11 protein-coding genes and 1 riboswitch are annotated in these 15,981 nt (G+C 67.8%); of the genes, 9 read left to right on the forward strand and 2 right to left on the reverse strand.

The annotated features are described in order from the left end of the window. Positions 1-77 precede the first annotated feature (77 nt). The 4 genes from JKL49_RS02870 to JKL49_RS02885 all read left to right on the forward strand — a co-directional run bounded on the left by JKL49_RS02870 (position 78) and on the right by JKL49_RS02885 (position 8,753). A complete protein-coding gene (locus JKL49_RS02870; RefSeq protein WP_215338205.1) occupies positions 78-1,865 on the forward strand; it encodes a cation:proton antiporter domain-containing protein in 1,788 nt (595 codons plus the stop codon). 617 nt (positions 1,866-2,482) lie between these two features. Then, positions 2,483-3,670: an OmpA family protein gene (locus JKL49_RS02875; protein ID WP_215338206.1), complete on the forward strand. Its 1,188-nt coding sequence runs from the start codon at positions 2,483-2,485 to the stop codon at positions 3,668-3,670. Between the two features lie 168 nt (positions 3,671-3,838). Further along, positions 3,839-6,928: a bifunctional proline dehydrogenase/L-glutamate gamma-semialdehyde dehydrogenase PutA gene (gene putA / locus JKL49_RS02880; protein ID WP_215338207.1), complete on the forward strand. Its 3,090-nt coding sequence runs from the start codon at positions 3,839-3,841 to the stop codon at positions 6,926-6,928. A 40-nt stretch (positions 6,929-6,968) separates the two neighbouring features. Continuing rightward, a complete protein-coding gene (locus JKL49_RS02885; protein ID WP_215338208.1) occupies positions 6,969-8,753 on the forward strand; it encodes an SLC13 family permease in 1,785 nt (594 codons plus the stop codon). Here the strand turns inward: JKL49_RS02885 and JKL49_RS02890 are convergent. Beyond that, positions 8,750-9,313 carry a TMEM165/GDT1 family protein gene (locus JKL49_RS02890; RefSeq protein WP_215342658.1) on the reverse strand — a complete coding sequence of 188 codons (564 nt, stop codon included), beginning with the start codon at positions 9,311-9,313 and terminating at the stop codon, positions 8,750-8,752. The two genes, JKL49_RS02885 and JKL49_RS02890, sit on opposite strands and share 4 nt — an antisense overlap. Positions 9,314-9,329: 16 nt before the next feature. Then, a riboswitch (yybP-ykoY riboswitch) is annotated at positions 9,330-9,515 on the reverse strand. 308 nt (positions 9,516-9,823) lie between these two features. Here JKL49_RS02890 and JKL49_RS02895 point away from each other — a divergent pair. The 4 genes from JKL49_RS02895 (at position 9,824) to JKL49_RS02910 (ending at position 15,037) form a co-directional block, all read left to right on the forward strand. After that, positions 9,824-11,689, forward strand: coding sequence for a ribonucleoside-diphosphate reductase subunit alpha (locus JKL49_RS02895; RefSeq protein ID WP_215338209.1), 1,866 nt, complete (start codon positions 9,824-9,826; stop codon positions 11,687-11,689). Between the two features lie 84 nt (positions 11,690-11,773). After that, positions 11,774-12,721 (forward strand): lipid A-modifier LpxR family protein, encoded by a 948-nt coding sequence (locus tag JKL49_RS02900; RefSeq protein WP_347340412.1) that lies wholly within the window; start codon positions 11,774-11,776, stop codon positions 12,719-12,721. Positions 12,722-12,858: 137 nt separating this feature from the next. Then, the gene (locus tag JKL49_RS02905; protein WP_215338211.1) at positions 12,859-13,710 is read left to right on the forward strand and encodes a lipid A-modifier LpxR family protein; all 852 of its coding nucleotides are present in this window, start codon (positions 12,859-12,861) and stop codon (positions 13,708-13,710) included. 286 nt (positions 13,711-13,996) lie between these two features. Next, positions 13,997-15,037: a ribonucleotide-diphosphate reductase subunit beta gene (locus JKL49_RS02910; protein ID WP_347340347.1), complete on the forward strand. Its 1,041-nt coding sequence runs from the start codon at positions 13,997-13,999 to the stop codon at positions 15,035-15,037. A gap of 3 nt (positions 15,038-15,040) precedes the next feature. Here JKL49_RS02910 and JKL49_RS02915 read toward each other — a convergent pair whose 3' ends face one another. Next, positions 15,041-15,649 carry a class I SAM-dependent methyltransferase gene (locus JKL49_RS02915; protein ID WP_215338213.1) on the reverse strand — a complete coding sequence of 203 codons (609 nt, stop codon included), beginning with the start codon at positions 15,647-15,649 and terminating at the stop codon, positions 15,041-15,043. 80 nt (positions 15,650-15,729) lie between these two features. On the opposite strand from JKL49_RS02915, the gene JKL49_RS02920 reads away from it, so the two are divergent. Further along, on the forward strand, positions 15,730-15,969 hold the full coding sequence (locus JKL49_RS02920; RefSeq protein ID WP_215338214.1) for a DUF2188 domain-containing protein: 240 nt from the start codon (positions 15,730-15,732) through the stop codon (positions 15,967-15,969). Positions 15,970-15,981 lie beyond the last annotated feature (12 nt).

Below are 15,981 nucleotides of genomic sequence, written 5' to 3' on the forward strand. Positions count from 1 at the left end.
CGGTCATAAGGCCGTGAACGCGGGTTCCGCAAGCCCCCGTCCAGCGGGCATAGTGCCGCCATCAACAAGGAGAGCGTATGGAAGGCCACGTTTCGCCCGGCGAGTATAAAGACGTCATTCTCTTTCTCGCCACCGCCGGCGTGATCGTGCCCCTGTTCCGCCGCTGGCGGATCAGCCCCATCCTCGGTTTCCTCGGCGCGGGCGTGGTCCTGGGCCCGTTCGGCCTGGGCGCGCTGAGCGACACCTTTCCCTGGGTGGGCTATTTCACCATCGACAATCCGCAGGAGGTGGGCCAGCTCGCCGAGTTCGGGGTGGTCTTCCTGCTGTTCATGATCGGGCTGGAGCTCTCGTGGGAGCGCCTGCGGCTGATGCGCCGCTATGTGTTCGGCATGGGCGCCCTGCAGGTGGGGCTCTGCATCGCCGCCATCGCCGGCGTCGCCATCACCTTCGGGGTCGACCCGGTGGCCGCGGTCGCCATCGGCGCGGCCCTGGCCCTGTCGTCCACCGCCGTGGTCATGCCGATCCTCACCGAGCAGAAGCGTCAGCACTCCACCGCCGGCCGCGCCACCTTCTCCGTCCTGCTGTTCCAGGACCTGGCGGTGGCGCCGATCCTGATCACCCTGACGATCCTCGGCCGGAGCGGCGGCGACCAGGCCTTCTCGCCCAAGATCTTCCTGGCCTTCGCGCCGGCGGTGCTGGGCATCGTCGGCCTGGTGGTGTTCGGGCGCCTGCTGCTGCGCCCGATGCTCAAGTCGGTGGCCCGGGCCAAGAGCGAAGAGCTGTTCATGGCCGCGTGCCTGCTGGTGGTGATCGGGGCGGGGCTGGTCAGCGCGCTCACCGGCCTCTCCATGGCGCTGGGCGCCTTCATCGCGGGGCTGCTGCTGGCCGAGACCGAGTACCGCCACGAGGTCGAGGTCACCATCGAGCCGTTCAAGGGCCTGCTGCTCGGCCTATTCTTCCTGTCGGTGGGAATCGGCCTCGACCTCTCCATTCTCGCCGCCCAGCCGCTGCTGGTGCTGGGCATGGCGGTGGGCATGATCGTGCTCAACGCCTCGGTGGTCTTCGGCCTGGCACGGCTGTTTGGCCTGCGCTCGCCGCCGGCCATTGAAGCCGGGCTGTTGCTGGCCGGGGGCGGGGAGTTCGCCTTCGTCATCCTGTCGGCCGCCATGGGGGACGGGATCGTCGACCGGGCCATCGGCCAGACGGTGCTGGTGGCCTCCACCCTCTCGATGATGTGCATCCCCCTGCTGGCGGCGCTCGGCCTCAAGCTCGGAGGCCGGAAGGTGTCGGGCGAAGGCCTCTCGCCGGAGCCGGCCCCCGTGGCGGACGGCGGGACGGCCCGCGTCCTGGTGGTGGGTTATGGCCGGGTCGGCCGGCTGGTGGGCGAGATGCTCAGCCGGCACGACATCCCCTGGGTCGCCGCAGAGCGCGACCCGCGCCTGGTGGAGGCCGCGCGCCGGGCCGGTGAATCCATCTTCTACGGCGACGCGTCACGGCCGGAGTTCCTCAGGCGCTGCGGCCTGGGGACCGCGGCCTCCCTGGTGGTCACCATGGACGCGCCCGAGGGGGTGGAGGTGATCGTCGCCACCGCCCGCCAGATGCGGCCTGACCTGACCATCGTGGCCCGCGCCCGCGACGCCCGGCACGCCCAGAGGCTCTACGAACTGGGCGCCACCGACGCGGTGCCCGAAACCGTGGAGGCCTCGCTACAGCTCTCCGAGGCCGTGCTCGTTGAGATCGGCGTTCCCATGGGCCTGATCATCGCCTCGATCCACGAGCGCCGGGATGAATTCCGAAAATCCCTCAATCGACCCGAGGCCCTCGGCGGGCGTGTGCGCCGATACCGTCGTAACATCGAAGTCTGATGGGGTCAGGAGTTGGCGGCCCTGGGCGCCGTCATATTCCACGGCTGGGCGAACCTGTTTTTCAATCAGTATGATATGCGCCACAGTATGACTTGAAAGAGACACAGACGCCCCATCTTCACCGTCTGAAAGCCTTGTGAAAATTGTCGGGAACCAATCATAGGGGCCGACGTTCAGGGGGTCGGTGCGACAGGGGCGCGCCAGTGGAATAGGGGCAAAGGATGTCTTCTCGGGGGTTGTCGATTGTCGAAACAAACGCTGTTTCACAGTCTCAGCCTGCCTGCGACGTCTCAACGGCTTTACAAGAACAGTCTGGAACTCGGCCGACGCCGACGGGCGCCGATGGCGACCGGTCGATGCGTCGAGGCCAGGTTCAATGTCAAGATTCGACACTTCGACGTGCGCCAGGCGTGTCGAAAGTGGTTCGATGGAGGGCTTTGTCCTCCGCGTCTAAGTTGATCGCTTAGGCGTTTAGTGTAGCGTCCTGGTGTCTAGTTCGCGGGTCGTAGCAGATTGGCGGTTGGTGTGGCTTCGGCGACACTTTCGCCGCGCTTCGGCCTTGTTATAAAGGTGCTGGGTCATAAGGCCGCAGCAGAGGGCAATGAGAGGGCTCTGATATGAAATTCAAACTCCTGGCGGGAGCCGCCCTGGCTGCGGTGTTCGCCGCGTCCGGTGCTTCCGCGCAAGAAGGCTGGTACGGCGCCATCGATCTTGGCTACCACTGGCCCGAAGGCATCGAGGCCACCTCGTCGAATAACGCCGCCAACGGCAAGCCCTACTCCTGGACGTTCGACCAGGAAAAGGATTGGGCTGGTTTTGCGCGTCTCGGCTATCAGCTGAACGACAATTGGCGTGTTGAACTCGAAGGCGGCTACCGTCCCGGCGACATCAAGTCGGTCCGCGGCGGCGCCGGCAATTCGATCCTCGGCCTCTGCACCCCCGGCGTTCTGCGCTCGGTCGCGGCCCCGAACTGCGGCGCTCCGAGCGGCTCGATCGAATCTTGGACCGTCATGGGCAACGTGCTCTATGACTTCGCTCCTGGCGCGATGCTGAACCCCTTCATCGGGGCCGGCGTTGGTATCAACCACGTCAAGCTCGACACGGTTGGCCAATTCTCCACGGTGACCGGTACGATCTCCGCCGCGAACCCCGCCATCCAGAACCTGACCATCGATGACAACGATACGTCGCTCGCGTATCAGCTGATCGCCGGTCTGGCCTGGCAGGCGACCGACAAGCTGAACGTCGACCTGACCTATCGTTGGCTCGGTGGTGCGGACCTCGACTTCGCGTCGACCGGTTCGAACGCTCTGCAACCCGGCGTCTTCTCCGGCGAATACCGCGACCAGTCGGTGACCCTCGGCCTGCGTTACTCCTTCGCTTCGCCGCCGCCGCCCCCGCCGCCCCCCCCGCCCCCGCCGCCCCCGCCGCCTCCCCCGCCCCCGCCTCCTCCGCCCCCGCCGGCGTATGAAGCCAAGCAATTCATCGTCTACTTCCCGTTCGATCAGTACGTCCTGACCCCGGAAGCCCAGACGGTGGTTTCGGAAGCCGCGAACTACGCCAATGCCGGCCACGCGACCCAAGTGGTTGTCGTCGGTCACACCGACTCCTCCGGTTCGCCGGCCTACAACGTCCGCCTGTCGGAACGTCGGGCTAAGGCCGTGGCTGACGCGCTCGTCGGTCAAGGCGTCGGCGCCGGCTCGCTGCAAGTCGATTGGAAGGGCGAAACCATGCTCGCCGTTCCCACCGGCGACGGCGTGAAGGAACCTCTGAACCGCCGTTCGACGATCGACATCAACTTCTAAGATCTCGATCTCGGCAGTTCGCCGAACTAAGCGAGGGGCCCGGTCGCAAGACCGGGCCCTTTTGCTATGGGGATTGCGGGCGCGGACCTGGCTGCGGTCAATTTTCCGCGCCGACCTTGTATTCCCCGCAACGATTTCGCATTTTCGACCCCTGCTTGAGGGCCGGACATGTCTTTCGATGATCTCGATCGGGATAAATTTGTTGATGAGCGTACGGCAGTGGCCGCCCTGCTCGCCAGCCGCCCCCTAGGTCCCGAAGATCGCGAGGAGGTCCGCCAGGAGGCCGAGGCCCTGGTCGCCTTCGCCCGCAAGGGTGCGGCCAAGCAGGGGGTCGTGGAAAGCTTCCTGCAGGAGTTCTCGCTGTCGACCCGCGAGGGGCTGGCCCTGATGTGCCTGGCCGAGGCCCTGCTGCGCACCCCCGATGAGGCAACTCGCGACCGGCTCATCGCCGAAAAGATCGCCTCGGCCGATTGGGCCAGTCATCTCGGCCAATCCGACAGCCTGCTGGTCAACGCCTCGACCTGGAGCCTGATGCTCACCGGCAAGCTGATCGATCCCGACGAGGAGGCCCGCGCTGACCTGCCGGGCTTCATCCGCCGGCTGGCCGGTCGCCTGGGCGAACCGGTGATCCGCCGGGCCGTGGGCGCGGCGGTCAAGATCATGGGGGAACAGTTCGTCCTGGGGCGGACCATCGACCAGGCCATCAAGCGGGCGGGCGCCGACGGCTTTGTCTGCTCCTTCGACATGCTGGGGGAGGGGGCCCGCACCGCCGCCGACGCCGACAAGTACGAGAGAGCCTATGCCGACGCGCTCACCGTGGTGGGCAAACGCGCCAAGGGCGAGGGGCCTGAGGCCGGTCACGGCGTCTCGGTGAAGCTCTCGGCCCTGTCGCCGCGCTATGAGGCGCGCCAGGAAGACCGCGTCTGGGCCGACCTCTATCCGCGCATCCTGCGCCTGGCCAAGATCGCCGCCGACGCCAATATCAACCTGACCCTGGACGCTGAGGAGGCCGACCGCCTGGTCCTCTCCCTGAAGCTGCTGGAGCGCCTGGCCGGCGAACCGGAGCTGGGAACGTGGAAAGGGCTGGGTCTGGCGGTTCAGGCCTATCAGAAGCGAGCGCCCCAGACTGTCGCCGCCGTGGCCGACATCGCGCGCGCGACGGGCCGCCGGCTGATGGTGCGGCTGGTGAAGGGCGCCTATTGGGATTCAGAGATCAAGCGCGCCCAGGTGGGCGGTCTGCCGGGCTACCCCGTCTACACCACCAAGGCCGCCACCGACCTTTCGTACCTCGCCTGCGCCCGCGTGCTGCTGGCCGCCGCCCCGGCCCTCTATCCCCAGTTCGCCACGCACAACGCCCATACCCTGGCCGCCGTGCGCCAGATGGCCCGGCAAGCCAATGTCGAGCCGGAGTTCCAGCGCCTGCACGGCATGGGCGAAGCCCTCTATGCCGGGGCCGTGGACCGCTACGGTCCCATGAAGCTGCGGGTCTACGCGCCTGTGGGCGGGCACGAAGACCTGCTGCCCTATCTGGTCCGCCGCCTGCTGGAGAACGGCGCCAACACCTCCTTCGTCCACGCCCTGCTGGACGAGAAGACCCCGGTGGCCCTGGTCGTCGGCGATCCCATCGCCGCCGTGGAGGCCGCCGGCGGCGCGCCCCACCCGCGCATTCCGCTGCCTGTCGACCTCTACGGCTCGGCGCGCAAGAACTCGACCGGGGTGGATCTCTCCATCGCCGCCGATCGCGAGCGCCTGACCGCCGCTGTCGCCGACCTCGATTTCCTCACCAGCCGCCCGATCGTGGCGGCCAAGGAGACCGGGACCGGCGCCAGCACGCCGCGCCTTTCGCCGGGCGCCCGCAAGCAGACCATCGGCCAGGCCTGGGACGCGAGCGCGTGGGACATCGGCCAGGCCTTCGCCGCGGGCAAGGCGGCGCAACCCGCCTGGGACGCCCGGGGCGGTCACGGCCGCGCCCTGATCCTGCGCGCCATGGCCGATGCCCTTGAGGCCCACCGCGACCGGATGATCGCCATCTGCACGGTGGAGGCCGGCAAGACCTATGCCGACGGCGCCGCCGAGGTGCGCGAGGCCGCCGACTTCTGCCGCTACTACGCCCACCTGGCCGAGCGCCAGTTTTCGGGGCCGGAAACCCTCAAAGGTCCCGTCGGGGAGGTGAATCAGCTTTCCCTGCACGGAAGGGGGGTCTTCGCCTGCATCAGTCCGTGGAACTTCCCGTTGGCTATTTTCACCGGCCAGATCGCCGCGGCGCTCGCCGCCGGCAATGCGGTGGTGGCCAAGCCCGCCGAGCAGACCCCGCTGATCGCCGCCGAGGCCGTCCGGCTTTTCCATCAGGCTGGCCTGCCCGCCGATGTGCTCCATCTGCTGCCCGGCGACGGCGCGGTGGTGGGGGCGGCCATCGTGGCGCACGCCGCCTGCGCGGGCGTGGCCTTCACCGGTGGCACCGACACCGCCTGGGCGATCAACCGGACGCTGGCGGCCCGGCCCGGCCCCATCGTGCCCTTCATCGCCGAGACCGGCGGGCTGAACGCCATGTTCGTCGACACCACCGCCCTGCGTGAGCAGGTGATCGACGACGTCATCAACTCCGCCTTCGGATCGGCCGGCCAGCGCTGCTCGGCCCTGCGCATCCTGTTCGCCCCGCGCGAAACCGCCGACCAGCTGATCGAGGGCCTGGCCGGGGCCATGGACGCTCTGGTGCTGGGGGACCCCGCCGATCCGCATACGGACATCGGCCCGGTGATCGATGAGGACGCGCGGGCCGTGCTGGAGGCGCACCTGGCGCGCTTGACCACCGAGGCCAAGGTGTTGCGCCGGATGACGGCGCCCGACACCGGTGTGTTCTTCGCCCCAACCCTGGCGGAGATCCCGTCCTCGGCCTTCCTGCAGAAGGAGGTGTTCGGGCCGGTCCTGCACGTCGTCCGCTACGACGCCGCCAGGCTGGACGAGGCCGCCGGTCCCCTGGCCGCCGCCGGCTACGGCCTGACCCTCGGAATCCACAGCCGTATCGAGGGCTTCGCCGACCAGGTCCGCGCCGCCGTTCCGGCCGGCAACACCTATGTGAACCGTTCGATGATCGGCGCCGTGGTGGGCGTCCAGCCCTTCGGCGGCGAGGGGCTGTCGGGGACCGGGCCCAAGGCCGGCGGCCCCAACGCCCTGCTGCGCTATGCGGTGGAGCGGGCGGTCAGCGTCAATATCGCCGCCCAGGGCGGTGACCCGGCGCTGCTGAACCTCAACCCCTGACGCGCGTTTCCCGCCCGAGCCTGAGGGCTGGGGGAACGGGATGACGCATCAACAGGCCCTGGCCTTCGGGCTGATCGCCGTGACCATCGGGGCGTTCGTCTGGGGCCGGTTCCGCTATGACCTGATCGCCCTGGTCTCGCTGCTGGCCGGCGTGCTGCTGGGGGTGGTGCCCGCCAAGAACGCCTTTGACGGCTTCTCCAACGACATCACCGTGATCATCGCCAGCGCGCTGGTGGTAAGCGCGGCCTTCGCCAGGTCCGGGATCATCGAGGCCCTGCTGCGGCCTCTGCTGCCGCATCTGAAGACCGAGCGCAGTCAGGTCCCGGTGCTCACCGCCGCCGTCACCCTGCTGTCGACCGCCACCAAGAACGTCGGCGCCCTGGCCATCATGATGCCCGTCGCCCTGCAGGTGGCGCGGCGCACCGGGACCTCGCCTGGCCGCCTGCTGATGCCCATGTCCTTCGGCGCCCTGCTGGGGGGCCTCGTGACCCTGGTGGGGACGGCGCCCAACATCATCGTCTCCCAGGTCCGCGAGGAGATCCTGGGCAAGCCCTTCGGCATGTACGACTACGCGCCCGTCGGCCTGGGGCTGGCGGCGCTGGGGGTGCTGTTCCTGTCCTTCGCCTACCGCATGCTGCCCAAGGGCCGCACGCCGGCGGCCAACATCGATGCCGCCTTGGCGGCCAACGCCTATTTCACCGAGGTCCAGGTCCCCGATGACTGGGCGTATGAGAAGAACCGCGTCGCCGACTTCCACCACATGGCCCACGACGAGGTGCGGGTCATGGCCCTGCTGCGGGACGGCAGGCGCAAGGCCCAGCCCCACCCCAACACCAGGATTCTGCCCGGCGACACCCTGCTGCTGGAGGGCGAGCCCCACGGCCTGGACGACCTGATCACCCGGGCCAAGCTGCGGCTCACCCGCGCCGACAAGCCGCTTTCCATGGAGGCGCCGACCGAGGAGGTGCGGGTGGTGGAGGCCGTGGTGGGCGCCGAATCGGGGCTGATCGGCGAGACCGCCCTGCGCTCGGATCTGCACGGCCAGCACGGCGTGAACCTGCTGGCGGTCAGCCGCTCAGGCTTCCGCCTGAACCAGCACCTCAACCGAGTGCGTCTGCGGGCCGGGGACGTGATCGTCCTTCAGGGCGGCGAGCGCAGCCTGCCGGGCGCGCTGAAGGCGCTGGGTCTGCTGCCGCTGGCGGAGCGGGAGGTGCGGCTGGGGGGCATCCGACATGCGCTCGCCCCGGCGATCATCCTGGCCGCGGCCATGGTGCTGGTGGCGTTCCAGGTGGTCCCGGTAGCCATCGCCTTCTTCGGGGCCGCCGTGGTGATGATCGCCATCGGCTCGATCCGCATGCGCGAGGCCTATGCCGCCCTCGACGGCCCGGTCCTGGTGCTGATCGCCGCCCTGATCCCGGTGTCGGAGGCCATTCAGACCACGGGCGGCGCCGACCTGATCGGCGGCTGGCTCTCGGCGGTCTTCCAGGGTCAGGCGCCCCTGCTGGCCCTGGCCGCCATCATGGCGGTGGCCATGGCCGCCACGCCGTTCCTGAACAACGCCGCCACCGTGCTGATCGTGGCCCCGGTGGGGGCGGCCCTGGCCCTGAAGCTGGGGCTAAACCCCGACCCCTTCCTGATGGCGGTCGCGGTCGGCGCGGCCTGCGACTTCCTCACCCCCATCGGCCACCAGTGCAACACCCTGGTGATGGGTCCGGGCGGCTACAGGTTCAGCGACTATCCTCGGCTGGGGGCGCCGTTGACTCTGCTGGTGCTGGTGGTGGGGACGCCGCTGATCGCCCTGTTCTGGCCTCTGGTCCGGAGTTAGCCCCAGATCAGGATCCACAGGCCGATGGCGGCGAAGGAGGCCGCCGCGGCGATGCGGATGGCCTTCAGCGGCAGCTTGGTGGCCGCCACGTCGCCCAGGAACACCGCCGGCGTATTGGCCAGCATCATCCCGAAGGTGGTGCCCGCGGCCACGATGGCCACCTCATGGAACCGCGCCCCCAGGGCCACGGTGGCCACCTGGGTCTTGTCGCCCATCTCCACGAAGAAGAAGGCCACCACGGTGGTCCAGAAGATCGAGGCGCCGGCCCGCTCCCGCGGGGCGTCCTTGTCCTCGAAGGTGTCGGGAATCAGCGCCCATCCGGCGAAGGCGATGAAGGCCAGGCCTAGGACCCACTTCATCCACGGACCGTCGAAGAAGGATCCGGCCACCGAGCCGATGCTGGCGGCCAGGGCGTGGTTGGCGATGGTGGCCACGAAGATCCCCAGCAGGATGGGGAGGGGCTTGCGGAACCGCGCGGCCAGCAGAATGGCCAGCAGCTGAGTCTTGTCGCCGATTTCGGCGATGGCCACGAGGCCGGTCGAAACGAGGAAGGCTTCCATGGGATAGGCGTCCGGGGCGGGGTCGGGCACAACCAATGGCTTTCCGCGCCGCCGACCCCGCAAAAGGACGGCACACGAAAGCCAAAGGTCTCGCCAAGCTCAATCGCCGGACGCGCCATGCTCGGGGTGGGAAAACCCGTCGCAAGTCTGTTGACGCGTCCCCTGCTGGAACCGCAGGCGGCTACTCCCCAGTGACGGCGTGGGGATAGGTCGAGGGCTGTTTGGGTGCAAGGAGAAACTGCTCGCGCGGCAGGCGGGATCATTTGTCACACTGTCGTGAGCCCACCCTACCCACGGCTCCGGAAAGCCTTGCTGATCAGGACCCAGCAAGCCACGTTAAGACCTCGTTAACGAAAAAGCCTGGGGACGCGTCCATTCCCCCCGTTGACGAGTCATTAGCATCAGCCCCCATATGCTGCGTGTCTTGGGGCAGGCGACCACTAGATGTAGGGCTTGCCGTGTTGGGGCGGTTCTAAGACCGAAGCGCCTGATAGTTATGGATTTTGGAACATGAGCAGCAGCGAAGCGGTATTGCGGACGGTCTCGGAAGCCAGCGCGGCGGCCCCGGAACGGGCCGATCGACCGCAGCTGCAGCTGGTCCGCAAGGTGGAGGTGGACCGGTCGCGGGACGCCCTGCTGACCGACTTCGGCAAGACCACCCTTGAAGACCGCTACCTGCTGCAGGGCGAGAGCTACCAGGACATGTTCGCCCGCGTCGCCACGGCCTATGCCGACGACGCCGACCACGCCCAGCGGGTCTATGACTATATCTCGAACCTCTGGTTCATGCCCTCGACCCCGGTGCTCTCCAATGGCGGCGCCGATCGCGGCCTGCCGATCTCCTGCTTCCTGAACGCGGTCGGTGATTCGCTGGACGGCATCCAGAGCGTCTGGAACGAGAATGTGGCGCTCGCCTCCAACGGCGGCGGCATCGGCACCTACTGGGGCGGCGTCCGTTCCATCGGCGAGAAGGTGAAGGGCGCGGGCCAGACCAGCGGCATCATCCCCTTCATCCGCGTGATGGACTCGCTCACCCTGGCCATCAGCCAGGGCTCCCTGCGCCGCGGCTCGGCGGCGGTGTACCTGGACATCCACCACCCGGAGATCGAGGAGTTCCTGGAAATCCGGAAGCCTTCGGGCGACTTCAACCGCAAGTCCCTGAACCTGCACCACGGCATCTCCATCAGCGACGCCTTCATGGAATGCGTGCGCGACGGCGAGATGTTCGGCCTACGCTCGCCCAAGACCGGCGAGGTGGTCAAAGAAGTCGACGCGCGCAGCCTTTGGCAGAAGATCCTGGAGATCCGCCTGCAGACCGGCGAGCCCTACTTGATCTTCTCCGACACCGTGAACCGCTCCATGCCGCAGCATCAGCGCGACCTGGGCCTGAAGGTCCGCCAGTCGAACCTGTGCTCGGAGATCATGCTGCACACCGGCGTCGATCACCTGGGCAATGACCGCACGGCGGTCTGCTGCCTCTCCTCGGTCAACGCCGAGAAGTTCCTGGAATGGCGTGACCACCCGACCTTCATCGAGGACGTCATGCGCTTCCTCGACAACGTGCTGCAGGACTTCATCAACCGCGCCCCGCCGGAGATGAAGAACGCCGTCTACGCCGCCACCCGCGAGCGTTCGGTGGGTCTCGGCCTCATGGGCTTCCACACCCTGCTCCAGGCCCAAAACGTGCCCTTCGAAAGCGCGCTGGCCAAATCCTGGAACATGCGTCTTTTCAAGCACCTGCGCCGCCAGTGCGACGCCGCCTCCCGCACGCTCGCCGCCGAGCGCGGCCCGTGCCCGGACGCCGCCGACATGGGCGTCATGGAGCGCTTCAGCCACAAGCTGGCCATCGCGCCCACGGCCTCGATCTCGATCATCTGCGGCGGCACCAGCGCCGGCATCGAGCCGATCCCGGCCAATATCTACACCCACAAGACCCTGTCGGGCTCGTTCGCGGTGAAGAACCCCTACCTGGAGCGTCTGCTCGAGGAAAAGGGCCAGAACACCGCGGCCATCTGGGACTCGATCCTGGAGAACGAGGGCTCGGTCCAGCACCTGGACTGCCTCTCGGCCGACGACAAGGACGTCTACAAGACCGCCTTCGAGCTGGACCAGCGCTGGGTGGTGGAACTGGCCGCCGACCGCACGCCGGATATCTGCCAGTCGCAGTCGGTGAACATCTTCCTGGCTGGCGACGTGGATAAGTGGGACCTGCACATGCTGCACTGGCAGGCCTGGGAACGCGGCTGCAAGTCGCTCTACTACATGCGTTCCAAGTCGGTTCAGCGCGCCGCCCACGCCGGTGGCGAGGGGCTGGTCATGGTCGATATGGGGCCCGTCGAAAAGACAGACTACGATGAGTGCCTCGCCTGCCAGTAGAACCCTGGCGTCAAACTCGGCTCACTGCGTTATCGTTAATGAATTGACGGCGCGGCGCCTGGGGTGGGTATGCGGTTCTTGAGCGTGACGGCCGTGGCGATCGGGTGTGCGGCGACCACCGCCGCGCTCGGCGCCGCCGTCTTCCCCGCGCCGAAGGTCGAAACGTCTCCGGGCGATCAGGTCTTCCAGGAGAGCTGGCAGGACCTGAGGACCGCCGTCTTCGCCAAGACCGACGCCGTCGCCGCCGATTTCAGCGCGCCGGCCCCGGCGCTCGCCACCGTGGACCGGCCGACGGTCCAGGCGGGCCTCGAACCCGCCTTCCGCCAGCCGGCCTATACCGGCACGCCGCTGGATCGCACCAATGCGCTCGCCGGCGAGACCTATGTGCCCGGCCAGGGCGTCGCCCGCTGGAAGGTCAGCGAGGTGGCGTTCGCGCGGCCGGCCCAGGGGGCGATCGATGCCCTGCGGGTGTCCGTGGGCCAGATCGCCCGCACGCCCGGCGCCCTGCCGCCTCGGCCGGGGCAGACCGCGGCCGTGGACAACGCCGCCTATGAGGTCAGCTACACCCGCGGCTGGCCGAACCTCCTGGCCGTGGACGCCGGCCAGTTTGACCTGGACGTCACCCCCCACGCCGGGGTCGGCATCTCCAACGCCGGGGGCGAGGCCGAGGCCGGCGCCATGGTCCGCCTGCGCAAGAAGGCGCAGGGCTGGGCCAGCAATCTGGGGGTCAGCGACGGGGCGCGATTCGGCGACCAGGGCCGCTGGTACCTGTTCGCCGCCGCCAGCGGCCGCGCCGTCGGCCTGAACCTCCAGCGCACCAACGGAGACTGGACCAATCGTGGCCTTTCAACAGACGCCTCCAGCGCCCTGATCAACGATATCCAGGCCGGAGTTGGCTGGCGCAAGGGGTCTGTCCAGGCGTCCCTGGCCTGGATGCGGCGCAAGGTGAAGGCGGCCAACACCCTGATGGGGTGGGACCACCGCGACGACTCGATGGTTGCGGTCACCGTGTCCATCAAGCCTAGGCGCTGATCTTGCAGGGAATAATTCAACCAGCTGGGGTGTGGCGGTTAAGCACGGGAACCGAATTTCCCGTTGCGTCCTTCTCCAGGCGTGGAAGGATGTCGCCAGGCCGTTCGCTTGTCGACGCGGCAAGGGGAGTAGGCCTTATGAGGTCGATGGCTGGGCTGGCCACCGTCTTCGGGATTTGCGGCGGGATGTGCGCGACGAGCGCCTTCGCGCAGACGACGTCTCTCACCCTGGATTCCGGCGCCGCGCAACTGATGAACGCGGCCTTCGATCCCAAGGCCTATGCGCCGCGCGGCGACGTCGACGACCCCATCGCCAACCTGCTGGACCGCGAGACCTATACGGCCGCCGGACCGGTGGCCTGGAACAACAGCAAGATCACCCTTGGCGACAACGGCGTGGCGGTCGATTCGCTGCGGTTATCGGTGGGGGGAACCCTGCGCACGCCGGGCGGCCTGCCGATCAATGTCGACCGCGCGGAATTCCAGAACCAGGCCTATGAGATCGCCGTCACCCGCGACTGGCCCGACGCGGTCAGCTTCGCCACCGCCCGCTACGACGTCTCGCTCTCGCCCCACGCCGGGTTGGGAATGTCCAGCACCGGCGGCTCGGCCGAGGCCGGCGCCATGCTCACCCTGGGCCAGAAGGCCTCGGACGGCCTGAAATCCCGCCTGGGCGCCATGGGCGTCCGCGATGGGGCGGCCTTCGGCAATGAGGGCCGCTGGTATCTGTTCGCCGCGGCCAGCGGTCGCGCGGTGGGCCTCAACATGCAGCGCAACAACGGCGACTGGAACGGCGCGGGCTGGTCCACCGACCCCTCCAGCGCCCTCATCGGCGACGCCCAGCTCGGCGTCGGCTGGCGCAAGGGGGCCATGCAGACCTCCTTCGGCTACATCCACCGCGAGGTGAAGGGCCAGCACATGGTCTGGGGCCAGGACACCAAGGACGACTCGATGGTCGCCTTCTCGCTGTCCATCAAACCCCGGCACTAAGCCGAACTAGGCTTTGTCCGTCCCAGCGTCGTGGGAACCCATGCACGCATTCCACAGGGCGCACAGCCAGGATTGATGTCCACTCGACGCACCTTGTCCCCCGTCTTCGGCGCCCCCTCGCAGAACCGCTTGCGGCGGGGCCGTTCGCCACGGTCTATCCCCATGCAATTCACAACATCTTGGGCGCCTGCGTTAACTCGCCGCTAGATGTTGTCGTGGATCGATGGCTAAAGTTACCCCCAACAACGTCCCGTCCGTCGAATCCGTCCTGCTGGAAAGTCCGCCTGTGACCGCCTCTAAAATTGCTCTGCCGGGCCTGCTCACCCCCTCCTACGCCTACAAGCCCTTCCGCTATCCGTGGGCCTATGAGTTCTGGAAGAAGCAGCAGCAGGTCCACTGGATGCCCGAGGAAGTTCCGCTCGGCGAGGACTGCAAGGACTGGGCGACCAAGCTCAACGACCGCGAGCGCAACCTGCTCACCCAGATCTTCCGCTTCTTCACCCAGTCGGACGTCGAGGTGAACGACAACTACATGGAGCGCTACGCCCGCGTCTTCAAACCGACCGAAGTGAAGATGATGATGTCGGCCTTCTCCAACATGGAGACGATCCACATCGCGGCCTATGCCCTGCTGCTCGAAACCATCGGCATGCCCGACAGTGAGTTCACCGCCTTCCTGGATTACCAGGAGATGCGCGACAAGCACGACTACATGCAGAAGTTCGGCGTCGACACCAACGCCGACATCGCCCGGACGCTGGCCATGTTCGGCGGCTTCACCGAGGGCCTGCAGCTGTTCGCCAGCTTCGCCATGCTGATGAACTTCCCGCGCCACAACAAGATGAAGGGCATGGGCCAGATCGTCTCCTGGTCGGTGCGCGACGAGAGCCTGCACTGCGAGGGCATCATCAAGCTCTACCACGCCTTCAACGCCGAGACCGGCGTGGTCACCAAGAGCGTGGCCGACGACATCATCGATTGCTGCAAGACGGTGGTGGGCCTGGAGGACAAGTTCATCGACCTGGCCTTCAGCGCCGGCGAGGTCCAGGGCATGACGCCGGAAGACATCAAGGCCTATATCCGCTTCATCGCCGACTGGCGCCTGCGCCAGCTGCACCTGCCGGAGGTGTTCGGCGGCGTGAAGGAAAACCCGCTGCCCTGGCTGCAGTCGATGCTGTCGGGGGTCGAGCACGCCAACTTCTTCGAGGCCCGCTCCACCGAATATTCCAAGGCCGCCACCAAGGGACAATGGCACGGCGACGCCGGGGTCTGGGCGGAGTTCGACCGCAGCCTGGCCCGCCGCGGCGAGAACGTCCCGGCCGAATAGGGCTCAGGCGGGCCTGACCACCGTGACCTGAAGCCAGGTCCGCTCTTCCTGCTCGTAGCTGTGGCCGGGGCCTTGGAGTATTTCCAGGCCCGCCCAGGGGCCCGCCTCGTCGTAGGCGGTCCTCAGCTCCGCCTCCGACGGGAAGTTGAAATAGCGCCCGAGCGAATCGCGGCCGCCCCCGTCGCCGGCCTTGTAGGTCGCATGGAAGAGGCCGCCGGGCTTCAGGGCGCGGCGCACGCGGGAGAGCGCCCGCGGCAGGCCCACCGTCGGGACGTGCAGCAGGGAGGCGTTCGCCCAGATGCCGTCGAACACCGCCTCGTCCTCCAGATCCTCGAACAGCTGGACCCGGACCGGCCGCCCGAGCCTGTCGCTGGCGATCCGCGCCAGGCCGGCGGACCCATCGATGGGCGTCACCTCGAACCCCTGGGCCAGCATCACCTGGCTGTCCTGCCCACCACCGCAACCGAGGTCGAGAATGTGGGCGCCGGCCGGCAGGGCGGCCAGGAAGGCGGTGAGCCGCGGGGAGATCTCGGGGAGCCGCCGCCCGGCATAGGCCACCGCGTCCCGGTCGTAAAAGGCGAGGGTCTGCGGATCGTGGGTTTCGTCAGCCATCGCTTGCGCTTGCGCTCCCATGGATCGACCTTGCCGCTCTGGCCGTTCAGGTGGCGACATCAAAACAAGCGGAGCGCGTCATGAGCAAGGTAGTCTATGAGATCGTCGAACATGACGGCGGCTGGGCCTATCGGTCTGACGGCGTCTATTCGGAGACCTTCCCCAGCCACGACGCCGCCCGCGCCGCCGCCATTCGCGTCGCCCGCGAGCAGAAGGTCCCCGGGACCGACGCGGCCATCTCCTTCGAGACCTCGGACGGCAAGTGGCACGAGGAACTGGTGGACGGCCATGACCGCCCGATCACCGAGGTGAAGGGCTAGTCCCCGCCGGGC

Origin of the sequence: Phenylobacterium glaciei (assembly GCF_016772415.1) — a bacterium.
Taxonomy (GTDB): Bacteria; Pseudomonadota; Alphaproteobacteria; order Caulobacterales; family Caulobacteraceae; genus Phenylobacterium; species Phenylobacterium glaciei.

What these genes read in the sequence shown, in the direction of transcription:
- JKL49_RS02885 (WP_215338208.1), top strand. Translation starts at nt 6,969, where the DNA reads ATGACGCATCAACAGGCCCTGGCCTTCGGGCTGATCGCCGTGACCATC.
- JKL49_RS02895 (WP_215338209.1), top strand. Translation starts at nt 9,824, where the DNA reads ATGAGCAGCAGCGAAGCGGTATTGCGGACGGTCTCGGAAGCCAGCGCG.
- JKL49_RS02890 (WP_215342658.1), bottom strand. Translation starts at nt 9,313, where the DNA reads ATGGAAGCCTTCCTCGTTTCGACCGGCCTCGTGGCCATCGCCGAAATC.
- JKL49_RS02875 (WP_215338206.1), top strand. Translation starts at nt 2,483, where the DNA reads ATGAAATTCAAACTCCTGGCGGGAGCCGCCCTGGCTGCGGTGTTCGCC.
- JKL49_RS02915 (WP_215338213.1), bottom strand. Translation starts at nt 15,649, where the DNA reads ATGGCTGACGAAACCCACGATCCGCAGACCCTCGCCTTTTACGACCGG.
- JKL49_RS02920 (WP_215338214.1), top strand. Translation starts at nt 15,730, where the DNA reads ATGAGCAAGGTAGTCTATGAGATCGTCGAACATGACGGCGGCTGGGCC.
- putA (WP_215338207.1), top strand. Translation starts at nt 3,839, where the DNA reads ATGTCTTTCGATGATCTCGATCGGGATAAATTTGTTGATGAGCGTACG.
- JKL49_RS02870 (WP_215338205.1), top strand. Translation starts at nt 78, where the DNA reads ATGGAAGGCCACGTTTCGCCCGGCGAGTATAAAGACGTCATTCTCTTT.
- JKL49_RS02905 (WP_215338211.1), top strand. Translation starts at nt 12,859, where the DNA reads ATGAGGTCGATGGCTGGGCTGGCCACCGTCTTCGGGATTTGCGGCGGG.